This window comes from Alcanivorax sp. 97CO-5 (genome assembly GCF_000524665.1).
Lineage (GTDB): Bacteria > Pseudomonadota > Gammaproteobacteria > Pseudomonadales > Alcanivoracaceae > Alcanivorax > Alcanivorax borkumensis.
Window position 1 is genome coordinate 145,406 of sequence record NZ_KI965903.1, and the last position, 15,993, is coordinate 161,398.

Genomic DNA, 15,993 nt, shown 5'->3' on the forward strand with positions numbered 1-15,993 from the left:
GCGGGTGGCTCGCAGTATATTGGAACGCAAGACCGATAGGTGAGGACGTGTTTTGGATGCGCGGCATAATGCGCGAGAGCCTGCTGTGTTGCTTCATGATGCCAATCGTAACTCTGCCTCAGATTCTATCGCCGCCTGGTAGAGCTGCTGGTTGTCAATGCTGCGTCGCAGTTCTGTACGGTAAGTCTCGTCGTTGAACAGGGAGGCCAGATGGCTGAGGGTTTTGAGATGTTGTTCCGGGTTGTCCTGGGGGACGAGTAATACAAACACCAAATCCACAGGCTGACCGTCAACGGCGTCGAAATCAATGGGGGTTTCTAGTTTTAACAACAGGCCTACAGCCTGTTGGCAATGTCCTAGTCGACAATGAGGAATGGCAATGCCTTCGCCAATGCCCGTGGAGCCCAGTTTTTCCCGGGCGACCAGAGCGTCGAAGACTTCCTGCTCATTAAGGCTGCCACAGCTGGCAGCTGCCAGCTGTGCAACCTGGTCAAGCAGTTGTTTCTTGCTGCTGGCCTGTACGCCGTGATGGGTGCGGGCCAGAGTCAGTAGTTCGCGAACTCGCATAATTGTCGCTTTGGGTTAGTGACCGTGCTTGTGGCTGACGGCTTTTTCTTTGTGTTTAAGAATCTGACGATCCAATTTGTCCGTCAGTTTATCGATCGCAGCATACATGTCATCTGCCTCAGCGGTGGCAAAGACATCGGCCCCGGAAATATGAATTGTGGACTCGGCTTTGTGGCTTTTGGGTTCCGGGGAAAGAATCACCTGGATGCTGGTAATTTGGTCGAAATGGCGCTCAAGGCGGGAAAATTTATCTCCCACATAAGTGCGCAAGGCATCGGTAATTTCCAGGTGATGACCGCTGATATTAATTTGCATGGCTGGCTCCTTTACCTGTTTGAGAAACCCGGGATAAAGACCTTGTTTATTCAGCCTTTCAGGCTGGCCTCGCAAGGTTTTCCCCGCGTTCCTGGGTCCGTTCTGGCGCTCTACACTAAACGTTTACGGGCGCTAGAAGACGGTATTCTCATCGCTTCTCTGTATTTGGCGACGGTCCGGCGCGCTACATTAATTCCCTGCTCATTGAGCAAGCTCGCCAGCTTGTTATCACTGAGTGGCTTGCGGGGATTCTCTGCAGCGACCAGTTTCTTAATAATGGCACGAATAGCAGTGGAGGAACACTCACCGCCGCCGTCGGTTCCCACATGACTGGAAAAGAAATATTTCAGCTCAAAGACGCCGCGTGGTGTCATCATGTATTTCTGATTGGTGACCCGGCTGATGGTTGACTCATGCATTTCAACAGCATCGGCAATATCCGCCAAAACCAGGGGTTTCATGGCTTCATCGCCATAATCGAAGAACCCTTGTTGCACGTCCACGATGCGGGTGGCCACCTTGAGCAAAGTGTCGTGGCGGCTTTGCAGGCTCTTGATGAACCATTTCGCTTCTTGAACGCAATTGCGCAAATATTGCCCGTCTTCACCGCTGGTGGTACGGGCAATGCTCGCGTATTGCTGTTGCAGGTTGACCCGCGGAAGGACGTCGTCGTTTAGGCTCACCTGCCAGCGACCTTGATGTTGGCGGACGATCACGTCAGGAACGGCGTAGTCCACTTGAGGTTCGCCAATTTGCTCACCGGGGGCTGGGTCCAGGGTGCGCAGTAGGGATAAAGCCTCTAGAAGGACCTCTTCAGAGAGCTGAAGGGTGCGGCGCAGTGCGGTGTAATCGTGCTTTTCTAGTAGGTTCAGATGTTCCAGTAGGGCAGAGGCTTCGTCGCGCAATGGGGTGTCCGCTGGCAGTTGGCGCAGCTGGACGCCGAGGCAGTCAGCTAGGTTGACGCTGGCGACGCCCACCGGGTCGAACTGTTGCAACCGGTGCTGCACGGCAAGCACTTCATCGTGCTCCAGTTCGTCTCCTTCGGTGAGTAGGTCTGGCTGGGCATTCACCATGTCGACGATATCGCTTAGGGGGGCAGTGATGTAACCACGGTCGTCCAGGGACTCGATAATCGTTATGGCGATTATCCGGTCTACATCGCTCATGGGGGTGAGGTTTAGCTGCCAGAGCAAGTGGTCCTGTAAGTTGCCGGAAACGGCGTGTCGTTGCTGCCATTCGTCGGCATCGTCGGGGAGTGCGGCGCTGTTGCTGGTGCTCTGGCCGGAATAGACGTCATCCCATTCGGTTTCCACCTCGGGCTCGTCTTGTATCAGTTCTTCTAGGGCGTTATCACGGTCGGTGTCGAGCTCTTCATCCTGACGTTCTTCGTCATGCTCGGGGAGGGCATCGTCACCGAAATCGTCTGCCAATTCCAGCAGGGGGTTGCTCTCTACTGCTTGCTGGATTTCCTGGCGCAGGTCTAAAGTGGATAGCTGCAAGAGGCGAATGGCCTGCTGCAGCTGCGGTGTCATGGTGAGCTGCTGGCCAATTTGTAATTGTAGTGTGGGCTTCATACTGCTCAGTATTCTGCTAGTCCCCAAAAAACCCAGGATAGCAGTCTATCTACACGCTAAGCAATATTTGTGCCAGGTGAAACTGTGTGCTAGGGATGACCGCAAGTCACAATAGAAGAGAGGATTTGCGGCGGACCTTATAGTCTGAAATCGGCGCCAAGATAGACGTCTCGCACTTGTTGGTTGGCAAGGATAATATCCGCGTCACCGGAGGCGATGATGTGGCCAGCGCTGACGATATAAGCGGTGTCACAGATATCCAGGGTCTCGCGTACATTGTGGTCGGTGATTAAGACGCCGATGCCGCGTTCTTTGAGGTGGCGAATGATGCCTTTGATGTCGTTAACCGAGATGGGGTCAACGCCAGCAAAAGGTTCGTCCAGCAGAATGAAGTCAGGGTCTGTGGCCAAGCCTCGGGCGATTTCCGCGCGGCGGCGCTCGCCGCCGGACAGGCTCATCCCCAGCGAATCGCGAATGTGCCCGATGTGGAATTCCTTGAGCAGGCCTTCCATGCGCTCGTGGCGTTCCGCTTTGCTAAGCTCCTTGCGGGTTTCTAGGATGGCCATGATGTTCTCTTCCACCGTTAGGCGGCGAAAGATACTGGCTTCTTGAGGCAGGTAGCCAATCCCTCGCTGGGCGCGACCGTGCATGGGCAGGTGAGTAATGTCCGTGTCGTTGATTTCAATGCGACCGGCATCGGCCTCCACTAGCCCAACAATCATGTAGAAGCAGGTGGTTTTGCCGGCCCCATTGGGCCCCAGTAGCCCGACTATTTGGCCGGCTTCTACATCCAGGGAAACGTCTTCGATAACCCGGCGACCCTTGTAGCTTTTTGCTAGGTGATGGGCGCGTAAATGGCTCATGGTGTGTTGGGCTCCGCCTTAGGTGATGCGCTGTCGCTGCCTTCACTTTGGGTGTCGTTTGGGTTGCCGTTATTCGCTTCAATATTCGCGTCGACAGGGGCATTAGTTGTCTGGTTTTCGGCGGGGATTACCAGCCGCACCCGTTGGTCACCTTCACTGCTGGCGTCCACTCGCTTGGAGTCTAGGCTGTATTCTACCTTGGCGCCCTCGAAAGTGTTGCCCTGGTGTTCGATGTAGGCATCGCCGGTCAGGACCAAGGTGCGCGCTTTAATATTGTAAACCAGATTTTCAGCGTGGGCGTTAAGGCCTTCACCCTCTTCCATGCGCACCGGGGTGCCGGTAGCTTCCACCCGAACCAGCTCGCTATTTTGGGTGAACATGCGCATTTCATCGGCAAACAGTTTGCGCTTGCCTTGAATCAGTTCCACGTTGCCGCTGTACACGCCGCTGCCGGCACTCTGCTCGAAACGACCGTTGTCTGCCGTGACCTGGATCGTGCCTTCCATGGGGGCGGCCTGAACGCCCAAGGGGAAAGCTATAAGCAATGCCAGTACGGCGAGATTGCAGGTGCTATGAAGCCGGTGCTTCAAATTCACTCTTTACTCCTTTTTTTAGTTCCAGAACGCCCTTGTTGAGATCTGCTTCCAGGGCGCCAGCACGGGTCTGGCCGGAGTCAAACCGCATTTCTACGTCGCCGGGGGTGGTGGCGATGTTAGTGTCGCTGTTGAAATGCAGTTCTTCTGTATTCACGGTCATTTTCTGGATCGGATTATTCACATTGACCTTGCCAAGAAAAGAGATCAGGTCGCCGTCTTCTTGCACGATGCCTTGCTCGCTAGTGATGGTCCAGCTGCCTTTGTCGTTGGCCATGATCAGTACTGGGGCTTGCATCTTGGTGAGCGGATTGTGGTCGAACTGCACTAAACTGTCCGCAGTTAAGTGGTACTGCAGGCTGCCATCTTTTTCGCTGAAGGCTCGCGCGCTGACCTGGTCAGCAATGATTGCCGGTGCCATAGCCACCGCATTGTCTTGGCCAGGCAGAGCGCTGTCCCACTCGTGCAGGGTCATCAGCATCACCAGCCCCAGCAGCAGAATGCCGGTGGCACTTAATAGCCCCTGACGTTTCATGCCGGGCTCCGCAGGGCAAGAATGGCGTCACAGATTTCCCGTACCGCTCCCTCTCCACCGCGACGGACAGTGATGTGATTTGCCGCATTTTTGGCGCAGTCGTGGGCGTTGTTTGGGGCAAAACTCAGTTGCGCCCAGAGCAAGGCACTAACGTCAGGTTCGTCGTCACCAGCGTAGCCGGTTTCACTGGCGCGCATGTTCAGCGAGTCAGCCAGAGCTTCCAAGGCGACGCCCTTGTCTTCGCGGCCTTGAATAACATGCTTGATGCCAAGGTCCGCTGCGCGTTTGGCCACCATGGGCGAGTTGCGCCCGGTAATGATAGCTAGGGTGACGCCGCTGGCCGCCAGCTTTTTCAGGCCGTGGCCATCCAGGGTATTGAAAACTTTCAGTTCTTCACCGTTGGGGCCAAACAGCAGACGGCCATCGGTCATCACACCATCCACGTCAAACGCCATCAAGCGCAAGTTCTGGACATCTATAGGGGGCAGTTGCATGGCCATTTACACTACTCCCGCGCGCAGTAGGTCTTGCATGTTGAAAGCGCCGAGCGGTTTGCCATCACTGTCACAAACCATTAAGCCGTTAATCTTGCGGTTTTCCATGATTTGTAAAGCTTCAGCGGCTAGATGACCTTGGGCAATGGTGATTGGATCAGAAACCATAACCTCGGCAATGGTGGCTTTTCGAATATCGATGTCCCGGTCGAGGATGCGGCGCAAGTCACCATCAGTAAAAATGCCGGCTAGAGTGCCGTCTGTGTGGGTGATGGCGGTCATCCCCAGGCCTTTATGGGTCATTTCCAGTAGGGCTTCGCTAAGCGAGGTGGTAGTGCTGACCACGGGAAGCTGCTCACCAGTGTGCATGATGTCATCCACTTTCAATAGCAGGCGCCGGCCCAGGCTGCCTCCGGGATGGCTGAGGGCAAAGTCTTCCGGTGTGAAGCCGCGGGCTTCTAACAGGGCAATAGCCAAGGCATCGCCCATGGCCAGTGCGGCGGTGGTCGAAGAAGTCGGTGCCAGATTATGGGGGCAGGCCTCTTCCGCTACGGCAACTGTCAGATGTACATCTGACAGTTGCGCTAATGCAGATTGTGGGCGCCCGGTCATGCCGACCAAGGCGGTGCCCTTACGCTTGATGACCGGTAATATGGCCAGCACTTCGGCGGTTTCGCCGGAGTTGGACAGTGCCAGTACCACGTCGTCAGCGGTAATCATGCCCAAATCACCATGGGAGGCTTCGCCAGGGTGAACAAAAAAAGAGGGGGTGCCGGTGCTGGCAAGAGTGGCGGCTAGCTTGCTGCCTACGTGCCCGCTTTTGCCCATGCCGGTGACGATGACGCGGCCTTTGGCGTTCAGCATCAGGTCGCAGGCGGCGCAAAAGCTGGTGTCCAGGCTGTCTTTCAGAGCATCCACGGCCCGGGCTTCGATTTCTAGTACCCGTTGGCCAATGCTGATGTGGTTGTGGCTCATGCGCTCTCCTTGATATTGGCGGCGATTATACACGTGTTGTGGCCTCCACGTTGACCCGTAATCGGTAACTCGATCGCGTTGAAGGGAACCGCCTTGCACTCTGTGACTCCAATAAAAGCACTGAGGTTCAGTGTGTTGCGGTTGTTGATCACTGGACAGCAGGTAAAGAACACCGTAAAACCGCCGAAGACTAAATAGGGAGTAATCTATGCATTTACAATGGTATATGGCCGCCTGGCTTCGCGTCGGGTTGGTGGTCATGCTGACCGCAATGGCAGCACTGGTCCAGGCCCAGAGTGATCCTCGCCAGGTGGTGGCGGATGCGGTGGAGCGCATGACGTCTCGTGTTGAGGCGGAGCGAGAGACGTTGAAAGCCGATCCGGATAGGGCCAAGGAGCTGGTGCGTGAAGAGCTGGCGGATCTGGTGGATTTCAAGCGCATCACCCGCATGGTCATGGGCGATTACTTTGGGCCGTCTAGCAAGGAGCAGAAATACCGGTTTTTGGATGTCTTCAAAAACAGCTTAATCAACACCTATGCGTCCGGCATTACCCTGTATGACGGACAGAAAATCGACATCTTGCCAATGCAGGATGGCGATCGTAAAGGCGATTACGCCCGAGTGCGCATGGAAGTGAAGACTAACTCCGGCCAGGTGGTGCCCATCTACTACACCCTATTCTTGCGTGATGATCAGTGGAGGGTAATCAATGTGTACGTGAATGGTCTGGATCTGCGAGACACTTTCAAAAGCCAGTTCGCCCAAGGCATGCAACAGTACAATGATATCGACAAAGTGGTCGATAACTGGTCTGCGGATGCCAAAATTGATGCGGGCCTAAAAGAAGAAGGCTAGCAGGGTAAATAATCTTGCTGCGCTGGGGCCGTGGATGGTGTTGGGGACGGTGCCGCCGTGGTAAGGGGCAACGCGCTCGCGTATTATTGCGCCCTTGATAACAATTTTGATGGAGCGGCCCCGGGCCGCTCCAATGCTGTTTGGGCCTGGCGAAGGCCCTGATGAGGAGTAAAGATGAATCCGGAAGACGTAATCACGCTGGTAGAAGCTGGTTTTGAGAGTGCCGACGTGGCAGTGGAAGGCGGCGGTGACCGGTTCCAGATTCGCGTGGTGTCGGAGGCCTTTAGTGGCTTGATGCCGGTAAAGCGGCAGCAGATGGTGTATGCCACCATCGATGAGCAGATTAAAAGTAACACTATCCATGCCGTGCAGATCATTACTTTTACTCCGGCGGAGTGGGAAAAAGCCCAGAATCAGGGCCTGTCCTGACCCCGGCCTTTGGCTGAACGGGTTGGAAGAAAGAAACCATTAGAGACAGTTCATGGATAAATTGATCATCACCGGTGGCCAGCGGTTGGACGGCGACATTCGCATTTCTGGGGCCAAGAATGCGGCGCTGCCGATTCTGGCAGCCACTTTGTTGGCTGACGAGCCGGTAACGGTGGGCAACCTGCCGCATTTGCAGGACGTGACCACCCTGATCGAATTGTTGGGCCGGATGGGTGTCCATGTGGTGATCGATGACCGCATGAACGTGGAAGTGAACGCCACCACCATCAAGGAATTGACGGCCCCCTATGAGCTGGTGAAAACCATGCGTGCCTCGATTCTGGTGCTGGGTCCCATGGTTGCGCATTTTGGTAAAGCATCGGTATCGCTGCCCGGCGGTTGTGCTATTGGCTCGCGGCCGGTGGATATTCACCTGCGTGGCTTGGAGGCCATGGGCGCGGATATCGAGGTGACTAACGGTTATGTGAATGCTTCTGTGGATGGTCGTCTCAAAGGAGCACGCATCGTCATGGATGTGGTCACCGTAACCGGTACCGAAAACTTGATGATGGCCGCGGCGCTGGCCGAAGGGACTACCTACCTTGAAAATGCAGCCCGAGAGCCTGAAGTGGTGGATCTGGCCGATTTCATCAATGCCATGGGCGGCAAGATCAGCGGTGCCGGCACCGATACCATTACCATTGAAGGGGTGGAGCGCCTGACCGGATGTCATCATCAGGTGATTGCCGATCGCATCGAAACCGGTACCTACCTGATTGCCGCGGCCATTACTGGCGGGCGCATTAAGACTAAAGACACGGTGCCGGGTACCCTTGATGCCGTACTGCAGAAACTGGAAGAAGCTGGTGCGAAGATTACTACCGGTGACGATTGGATTGAGCTGGATATGCAGGGCCGTCGCCCGAAGGCGGTGTCGTTGCGCACAGCCCCATACCCGGCCATGCCCACTGACATGCAGGCCCAGTTCATGGCCCTGAATCTAGTGGCCGAAGGCACCGGTACTATTGTTGAAACCATTTTTGAAAATCGTTTTATGCACGTGCAGGAAATGAACCGCATGGGCGCGGATATCGAAGTGCAAGGCAATACGGCTATTTGCCGTGGCGTGGAGCAACTCACTGGGGCACCGGTGATGGCCACGGATTTGCGCGCCTCTGCCTCACTGGTTATTGCGGCATTGGCCGCGTCCGGTGAAACCACCGTGGACCGTATTTACCATATTGATCGCGGTTATGAGTGTATCGAAGAGAAACTGCAATCGCTGGGCGCGATCATCCGTCGCGTACCACGCTGACCGGATCGGGACCTGTGATGAGTAAGCCATTGACCATCGCCCTTTCTAAAGGGCGCATTCTCAAGGAAACCCTGCCGCTGCTGAAAGCCGCAGGCATTGAGCTGCTGGAAGACCCGGCAGCGTCGCGCAAGCTGATTTTTGACACCACCCGAGACGATGTAAAAATTATCATCATTCGCGCCACGGACGTCCCCCCCTATGTGCAGCATGGTGCGGCGGATATTGGTGTGGCCGGAAAAGACGTGCTCATGGAGCATGGCGGTGACGGGGTGTTTGAGCCAGTGGATCTGGATATTGCTCGCTGCAAATTGATGGTGGCAGCTATGAAGGATGCTCCGGAAACCGGTAGCCGGCTGCGCGTAGCCACTAAATTTGTAAACGTGGCCAAAGCCTACTACGCCCAGCAGGGCAAGCAGGCGGAAGTGATTAAGCTATACGGCGCGATGGAACTGGCCCCGTTAGTGGGGCTGGCGGACCGCATTGTGGATATCGTTGATACCGGCAACACGTTGCGTGCTAATGGGCTAGAACCCACAGAGCTAATTGCCCATATTTCTACCCGGGTGATTGTTAATCGCGCCAGCATGAAAACTCGCCATAGTGATATCCAAACGATTTTGGACAAGCTGGTAGAGGCGGTAGCCTCTCGCAAGGCAGGTTAAAGGCCTTTCATCATAGATCGCATAGCGTAAACAGCTAAAAATATACCTGTTTGATGTGATGTTGAGCGAGAGGTTTTGCTTATCTTTGCGATAGAAAAAGCGTCGCTTTTTTTCCGTGAACCCTGAGCCCTCTGTGGTAAAAATAGATTCTGACTTTTAAAACGGTGCCAACCATGGAAACCACCTGGCTTAACGCCCAAGATGCGGATTTCGATGCCAAGCTCGCCGCGCTAACCGCCTGGTCGGAAGAGCGTGACGAAGAGGTGGCGCATCGTGTGCGCGGCATCCTCAAGGGTGTGGCCCAGCGTGGCGACGTGGCACTGGTGGAGTACACCAACCGCTTTGACCGTCGTGATGTGTCGGCCATGGATGAGCTGGTAGTGGATCAGGCTCAGTTGCAGGCCGCGCTGGCGCGTATTCCCGCTGAACAACGCGAAGCCCTGGAGGCGGCCGCTGATCGTGTGCGTCGCTACCATGAAAAGCAGAAACAGGACTCTTGGCACTACCGGGAAGCGGACGGCACCTTGCTGGGCCAGCAGGTGACGCCTTTGGATCGGGCCGGTATTTATGTGCCCGGCGGTAAAGCCGCGTACCCCAGCTCAGTATTAATGAATGCGCTACCGGCAAAGGTGGCGGGTGTCGGCGAGATCATAATGGTATCGCCTGCCCCAGAGGGCATCATCAATGACATGGTGCTGGCGGCGGCGGCTATTGCGGGTGTCGACAAGCTCTTTACTCTGGGCGGCGGGCAAGCGGTGGCCGCTTTGGCCTACGGTACAGAGACGGTGCCGGCGGTGGATAAAATTGTCGGCCCCGGCAATATCTATGTGGCCGAAGCCAAACGGCAGGTGTTTGGCAAAGTAGGCATCGACATGATTGCCGGCCCTTCGGAAATTTTGGTGGTCTGTGACGGCAAGACCAACCCGGACTGGATTGCCATGGATCTGTTTTCTCAGGCTGAGCATGATGAGGAAGCTCAGGCCATTTTGGTGTCACCGGACGCCGATTTTTTGAAGCAGGTTGCGCAGTCCATGGAAACCTTGGCCGCGACTCTGGAGCGGGAAACCATTATTCGCACGTCCATGAAGCACCGGGGGGCGTTGATTCAGGTGAAGGGTCTGGATCAGGCCATCGAAATCGCCAACCGCATTGCTTCTGAGCATCTGGAATTATCCATTGATGACGCGGAGCAATGGGCGAAAAAAGTTCGCCATGCCGGTGCGATTTTTCTGGGTCGCCACACTCCCGAAGCGTTGGGTGATTACTGCGCCGGGCCGAACCACGTGCTGCCTACGAGTGCCACCGCCCGCTTTTCTTCGCCATTGGGTGTGTACGATTTTCAGAAACGCAGTTCGCTGATTGGCTGCTCCCCGGAAGGGGCTAGCAGTCTTGCAAAAATTGCCTCTCCGCTTGCCCGTGGCGAAAGCCTTACGGCCCATGCCCGCAGTGCGGAATATAGAATCAAGAAACGCTAACACGCCTCACGCATCACGTTTCCACGGGTGATGCGTGTTGCCTGATGCATGCAGGCGGAATACGTATGAGTAAATATTGGAGCGACTTCGTTCACCATTTGGAGCCTTACGTTCCCGGCGAGCAGCCGAAGATGGACAAGTTAGTGAAGTTGAATACCAACGAGCACCCGCTGGGTCCGTCGCCGAAGGTAATCGAGGCGATTCGGGGCGAAGTGGACGATCGGCTGCGGCTGTATCCGGACCCGGAAAGCAGCCAGCTGAAGCAGGCCATCGCCGACTATTATTCCGGCCTGGGCTATGGGATAAAGCGTTCTCAGGTGTTCGTTGGCAATGGCTCCGACGAGGTGCTGGCGCATTTGTTCATGGGCTTTTTCAAACAGCATCAGCCGCTACTTTTCCCAGATATCACCTATAGTTTCTACAAGGTCTATTGCGGCCTGTATCAAATCGACTATCAGCCTGTGCCGCTCGATGATGCTCTGGGTATTGCGGTGGACGATTATCTAGAAGGCGACAAGCCACGCGCAAATGGTGGCATCATCTTCCCTAACCCTAATGCGCCCACCGGTAAGCTGTTGCCGCTGAGTGAAATTGAGCGTTTGTTGCAGGCGAATACGCAAACCCTGGTGGTTATCGATGAGGCCTATATCGACTTTGCCGGCCCCCAAGGGCGGGGCGGCGCTACGGCCATCGCTTTGGTAAACCGCTACCCGAACCTGTTGGTGACTCAGACTTTGTCAAAATCCCGCTCTCTGGCGGGTTTGCGTATCGGCTTGGCGATTGGTGATGGCGCGCTGATTGATGGGCTAAATCGGATTAAAGACAGCTTCAATTCCTATCCGTTGGATCGTCTGGCCATTGCCGCTGGCGTGGCCGCGTTTAAAGATCAGGAGTGGTTCGAAAAAGGCTGTGAGCAAGTAATCATGCAGCGCGAGTGGCTCAACGAGCAGCTCGGGCAGCGAGGTTTTGAGAGCTTGCCGTCGGCGGCCAACTTTCTTTTCACTCGCCACGAGCAGCATAGTGGGCTCTCTCTGGCCCAGGGTTTGCGCGAGCAAGGCATTATTGTGCGTCATTTTGGCAAGCCTGAGCGTATCGCTGACTACCTGAGAATCACTATTGGCACGCCTGAGCAAAATCAGGCGTTGATTGTGGCTTTAGACGGGTTGATTTCAAAGTGGAAAAACGCCGGGTAATTTTTTGCTGAAATAACATAAAGAGGCCGCGCCCAAAGTTTGGGCGCGGCCTCTTTATGTTAACGGCTAAATTGCAGCTCACTCGCTTTTGAGCTTTTAGCAGGAAGACGCCTCCGCACCGGTCGCTTAGGCTGGCAGAGTCTCGCCTGCTTGAACCTTTCCCCTTACCTGCGGTACTAACAGGTATTAGCCCAACGGTAAGGCTCCTAAAAATGAAACGTTTGTTACTGCTTACTTGCGCCCTCATTCCGCTTCCTCTTTTCGCTGCCGACTTTGCGGTCAGCGCGCCGGTGAATAAGGCCGTGCTGTTTCCTGCTCAGGCGCATCTTACTCGCACTTTTAGTCAGGCCTTGCCCGCCGGTGAGCACCAGTTGGTGGTGAAAGGGTTGCCTGAGTTGGATCTGGATAGTCTGCAAGTGGCGGTTAACGGCGCTGAGTTGCTGGCAATCCGGCAAGGGTTTGCCGTTGGGGACGTGGATGTATCAGCTCACCGGGCTGAGTTGGAGGCGGCAATTCGCAAGCTGGAGCAGGCCATGGCCGAAGCCAAGGCAGCCGATGATCTTGATCAACAGCAAATCAATCACCTTCAATCCCTGATGGGCCAGGCACCTCAAGGACAGGCCGTGTTTGCCCAGGTGCCGGTAGAAAAATGGGCCAGCGCCTGGGAGTCCATTGGCAAAGCGGTGACGCAACGGCAAACAGCTATCAACCAGCGGGCGGAGATTCGGCATGGGCAGCAGCAGGAGTTGGATGCCCTTCGTCAGGAGCGTCAGCTGCTGGGCCAGGGGCAGACTCGTAGCCGCCAGTTGATACTGACCGTGGCGGCTCCTAACAAGTCCACCGCGCAGGTGGAACTTGCCTATTTTACTGGCCAGGCCGGTTGGCAGAATCAGTTGCGTGTAGATCTGGATAGCGGCAACGAGACCGTGGCGGTGACCGGCATTGCCCAGATTCACAACCGTACCGGTGAGGACTGGCAGAATGTCAGTGCCACCCTAGGGTTAGTGCCCGCCGGTTATCGCCCCCTCCCGGATCTGCACCCTTGGCTGGTACGCCTGGCGACACCACAGCCGGCGATGCGTAAGTCATCGTTGCATTCCGTAATGGCGGAATCTGCGGCCTATGAGACAGATATGGCTCAGCGTATCCAGGCGATGCCCGTGGCAGCGCTTGTGGCGCACGGTTTTGATATGCGTGTACCGCTTTCAGCGCCGCTCAATCTGGCCAGTGGTGACGCTACCGCGCGGCTTCCTTATCAGCAGGCGGCGCTGCCGGTAACTTTGACCCGCGAAAGTTACTTATGGCAGCAGCCGGCAGTGTTACTGGTGGGGGAGTGGCAGAACTCCAGCCCGCTGCCCTGGTTGCCCGGTCACGTTACCCTGTTGCGTGATGGCCAACGCTTGGCCCGTTATTACCGCGGCAACAGTATTAAGCAGGGCGAGCACGTGAAGATGAGTTTCGGTGATGATCCGCGCTTGCAGATTGCGGTGGTGCGCGAACCCTCACAGCAAGGAGAGGTGGGCTTGATCAATAAAGAAAGCACGCTCTCTGCGTTGAAGAATATTACTCTGTCGTCCCATTACGATAAGGCCGTGACGGTGAATTTGTTGGATCGACTTCCGGTCGCCGGAAACGACAATATTACTATCACAGCCAAGGGCAAGGCCGCAGATGCCAAGGATGTGAGTGGCGTGAAAGGACTGCAACGATGGCAGTTCACCTTGCCCGCCGGGGGCGAAGAAAGCCTCAAACAAGGTTTCGAAATTCGCTACCCTGAAGATGCAATTCTGAGCGGTGTAGAAGGGTTGTGAGGAGAGATCAACGTTGAAAATTGAAACGGGCAACGGTGTAGAGGCTACGTTTTAAGCCAACAGGCCGCGCCCAACGTTAAAAAGTTTGAGCGCGGCCTGCTGGCGTTACCTGTTGGCACCAAACGAACAGGCTATGTCTATGCGCATTTCAGCCTTCAACTCTTTAATCGGTTTCCGCTGGTGGGCGGGTACCAATGACCACGTCTACGGATACCGGCTGACGGTTACGGATAACCTCTAGCGTCACCTTGTCATCAGGCTTCATACCCGCGATCCGATTCATCGCTTCATAGCCATCGGCCATGATGTCACCGTTGATACCCACTAGCACATCACCGGGCTGTAAGCCGCCTTTATGGGCAGGGCTATCGACTACCACCTCGGTTACTACGCCTCCGCGCACGTCTTCCACGCCAAAGCTTTCGGCCAGCGAGGGCGTCATATCCTGCACGGTGACGCCCAAGTAACCGCGAATCACTCGGCCGTGGTCAATCAAATCGTCCATCACTTCTCTGGCAATGGATGCAGGGGTGGCAAAGCCGATGCCCTGCCAGCTACCGTCGGCGGAGAGGATGGCGGTATTGATACCGATCAAATGGCCGCGGGTATCGATCAGTGCACCGCCGGAGTTGCCTCGGTTAATGGCCGCGTCGGTCTGGATAAAGTTTTCGAAGGTGGCGATCCCCAAATGGCTGCGGCCGGTGGCGCTGACAATGCCCATGGATACGGTCTGGCCCACGCCCAGCGGGTTGCCGATGGCCAGTACCACGTCGCCGACCTGTACCGGGCCATTGCCGTTGAGTTCCACTTCGGGCAAGTTTTCCAAAGCAATATGCAGCAGTGCCAGGTCCGTTTCCGAGTCTGTGCCCACCACCCGGGCAGGAGCATCACGGCCATCGCGCAAGGCCACCAGAATTTCATCGGCATCGCGTATCACATGATAACTGGTCAGCACATAGCCGCTATCATCGACAATCACCCCTGAGCCTAGGCTGCTCAGGGCGCGTTCGCGGCGGGGCTGTTCCATGAATCGATTGAACAGGGGGTCTTTGGCCACCTCTTCATTGGTAATAATCTGGGTGGTATAGATGTTCACCACTGCTGGGGCCGCATGGTTCACCGCACCAGCGTAGCTGGCCACGCCGGTGTCATGCTGTGCCGGTGCGGCGTTTGGGCCCCACTGGTACCACCAGAGGGCGACAAGGCCGACGGCTAGGCCGGTGAGCACCGGGCCGGCCAGAAAACGAAGCAGTTTGATCACCGGTAATGCCCTCGTTATGCGGTTCCCCTTTTCGTGAGTAGCCTGGTGAAGGGCCTCTGCGAGACAAGTGTGGGGTCAGATAGGTAAACTGCGCGCAATAGTAGAACCTGTGAAGGGCGATTGCTACCACCCGCTGACTGCGACAAACGGCCGCACGCCCCCTATTGCTATGCTCTCGACAGCGCATAGTCATAGATTAGCTTACACCGTGCAGCCGATGATCGGGTTGGCGCGGTGATCGACGATCACGGGTTCTGTGACCATATTTATACTTTCCGACCTTCCGGTAGGTGCCATGCTCAAGCGCGATTACATGTTGTCTCTGCTCGACCAGGAACTGGCGGTGGACTGTTTTCAGGATTACTGCCCTAATGGTTTGCAGGTGGAGGGCCGCGAGCAGATACACCGTGTGGTATCCGGGGTGACGGCCTGCCAAGCACTCATTGATGCTGCCATAGTAGAAGAAGCGGATGCGATTCTGGTGCATCATGGCTATTTCTGGAAAGGGGAAAGCCAGCAGATTCGAGGCATGAAGAAACAGCGGCTGCAAACCCTGCTACGGCATGATATCAACGTGTTTGCGTACCATTTGCCATTGGATGCCCATCCGACGCTGGGTAACAATGCGCAGCTGGCTCGACGGTTGGGTCTGACCACCGAGGGAGGGCTCGATGACTCCCCTCGACCTATCGGCAATGTGGGGCGGCTGGATAGCCCTATGAGCGCGTCGGAATTCGCGGCCCATGTGGAAGCGGTACTGGGGCGTACACCACTGCATATTGGTGATCCTGGGGATGAAATTGAAACCATCGGCTGGTGCACTGGCGGAGCCCAGGGGTTTATCGAAAAGGCTCAGAGCAAGGGCGTGGATGCTTACCTGAGTGGCGAAATTTCAGAACCGACCACCCATTTTGCCCGGGAAACCGGGATGCACTATTTTGCCTGTGGTCACCATGCCACCGAACGTTATGGCGCCATGGCGCTAGGGCAGTGGCTTAGTGATCATTATGGTATCGAGCATACCTTTATTGATATCGATAACCCGGCTTGAACCGGGAGTAGTACGAGGGTTTCC

The 15,993-nt window shown here is 55.8% G+C and carries 17 protein-coding genes; 8 read left to right on the forward strand and 9 right to left on the reverse strand.

Annotated features, from left to right (window positions below; genetic code table 11):
* Window positions 1-93: 93 nt before the first annotated feature.
* The 8 genes from ptsN to Y017_RS10060 form a co-directional block, all read right to left on the reverse strand.
* Complete coding sequence (gene ptsN, locus Y017_RS10025; RefSeq protein WP_011587836.1) at window positions 94-567, reverse strand: PTS IIA-like nitrogen regulatory protein PtsN; 474 nt, start codon at window positions 565-567, stop codon at window positions 94-96.
* A gap of 15 nt (window positions 568-582) precedes the next feature.
* Window positions 583-882: a ribosome hibernation-promoting factor, HPF/YfiA family gene (gene hpf, locus Y017_RS10030; protein WP_011587837.1), complete on the reverse strand. Its 300-nt coding sequence runs from the start codon at window positions 880-882 to the stop codon at window positions 583-585.
* A gap of 110 nt (window positions 883-992) precedes the next feature.
* Window positions 993-2,456 (reverse strand): RNA polymerase factor sigma-54, encoded by a 1,464-nt coding sequence (locus Y017_RS10035; protein ID WP_035460588.1) that lies wholly within the window; start codon window positions 2,454-2,456, stop codon window positions 993-995.
* A 137-nt stretch (window positions 2,457-2,593) separates the two neighbouring features.
* Entirely contained in the window at window positions 2,594-3,319 is a 726-nt protein-coding gene (gene lptB / locus Y017_RS10040) for an LPS export ABC transporter ATP-binding protein (RefSeq protein WP_011587839.1), read from the reverse strand.
* Window positions 3,316-3,915 (reverse strand): lipopolysaccharide transport periplasmic protein LptA, encoded by a 600-nt coding sequence (lptA, locus tag Y017_RS10045; protein ID WP_051428754.1) that lies wholly within the window; start codon window positions 3,913-3,915, stop codon window positions 3,316-3,318. Before lptA ends, lptB begins: the two co-directional genes overlap by 4 nt.
* A complete protein-coding gene (lptC, locus tag Y017_RS10050) occupies window positions 3,890-4,447 on the reverse strand; it encodes an LPS export ABC transporter periplasmic protein LptC (protein WP_035460592.1) in 558 nt (185 codons plus the stop codon). The genes lptA and lptC overlap by 26 nt, the downstream gene beginning before the upstream one ends.
* Entirely contained in the window at window positions 4,444-4,947 is a 504-nt protein-coding gene (locus Y017_RS10055) for an HAD family hydrolase (RefSeq protein ID WP_011587842.1), read from the reverse strand. The genes lptC and Y017_RS10055 overlap by 4 nt, the downstream gene beginning before the upstream one ends.
* Entirely contained in the window at window positions 4,948-5,916 is a 969-nt protein-coding gene (locus tag Y017_RS10060; protein WP_035460595.1) for a KpsF/GutQ family sugar-phosphate isomerase, read from the reverse strand. It abuts the gene before it with no gap.
* Window positions 5,917-6,124: 208 nt separating this feature from the next.
* Between Y017_RS10060 and Y017_RS10065 the strand changes: the two genes are divergently transcribed.
* From Y017_RS10065 to Y017_RS10095, 7 genes are all read left to right on the forward strand, one after another.
* Window positions 6,125-6,772 (forward strand): phospholipid-binding protein MlaC, encoded by a 648-nt coding sequence (locus tag Y017_RS10065; protein WP_011587844.1) that lies wholly within the window; start codon window positions 6,125-6,127, stop codon window positions 6,770-6,772.
* A 174-nt stretch (window positions 6,773-6,946) separates the two neighbouring features.
* Window positions 6,947-7,201 carry a BolA family protein gene (locus Y017_RS10070; RefSeq protein ID WP_011587845.1) on the forward strand — a complete coding sequence of 85 codons (255 nt, stop codon included), beginning with the start codon at window positions 6,947-6,949 and terminating at the stop codon, window positions 7,199-7,201.
* A 52-nt stretch (window positions 7,202-7,253) separates the two neighbouring features.
* Window positions 7,254-8,516: a UDP-N-acetylglucosamine 1-carboxyvinyltransferase gene (gene murA, locus Y017_RS10075; protein WP_011587846.1), complete on the forward strand. Its 1,263-nt coding sequence runs from the start codon at window positions 7,254-7,256 to the stop codon at window positions 8,514-8,516.
* 17 nt (window positions 8,517-8,533) lie between these two features.
* Window positions 8,534-9,178: an ATP phosphoribosyltransferase gene (gene hisG / locus Y017_RS10080; RefSeq protein WP_011587847.1), complete on the forward strand. Its 645-nt coding sequence runs from the start codon at window positions 8,534-8,536 to the stop codon at window positions 9,176-9,178.
* Between the two features lie 173 nt (window positions 9,179-9,351).
* A complete protein-coding gene (gene hisD / locus Y017_RS10085) occupies window positions 9,352-10,653 on the forward strand; it encodes a histidinol dehydrogenase (protein ID WP_035460598.1) in 1,302 nt (433 codons plus the stop codon).
* A 65-nt stretch (window positions 10,654-10,718) separates the two neighbouring features.
* Window positions 10,719-11,846 (forward strand): histidinol-phosphate transaminase, encoded by a 1,128-nt coding sequence (gene hisC / locus Y017_RS10090; RefSeq protein ID WP_035460600.1) that lies wholly within the window; start codon window positions 10,719-10,721, stop codon window positions 11,844-11,846.
* 212 nt (window positions 11,847-12,058) lie between these two features.
* Window positions 12,059-13,657, forward strand: coding sequence for a DUF4139 domain-containing protein (locus Y017_RS10095; protein ID WP_035460602.1), 1,599 nt, complete (start codon window positions 12,059-12,061; stop codon window positions 13,655-13,657).
* Between the two features lie 163 nt (window positions 13,658-13,820).
* Here Y017_RS10095 and Y017_RS10100 read toward each other — a convergent pair whose 3' ends face one another.
* Window positions 13,821-14,918 carry a trypsin-like peptidase domain-containing protein gene (locus Y017_RS10100; protein ID WP_011587851.1) on the reverse strand — a complete coding sequence of 366 codons (1,098 nt, stop codon included), beginning with the start codon at window positions 14,916-14,918 and terminating at the stop codon, window positions 13,821-13,823.
* 295 nt (window positions 14,919-15,213) lie between these two features.
* Here Y017_RS10100 and Y017_RS10105 point away from each other — a divergent pair, with 295 nt between their 5' ends.
* Window positions 15,214-15,969 carry a Nif3-like dinuclear metal center hexameric protein gene (locus Y017_RS10105; RefSeq protein WP_035460604.1) on the forward strand — a complete coding sequence of 252 codons (756 nt, stop codon included), beginning with the start codon at window positions 15,214-15,216 and terminating at the stop codon, window positions 15,967-15,969.
* The last annotated feature ends 24 nt before the right edge of the window (window positions 15,970-15,993 follow it).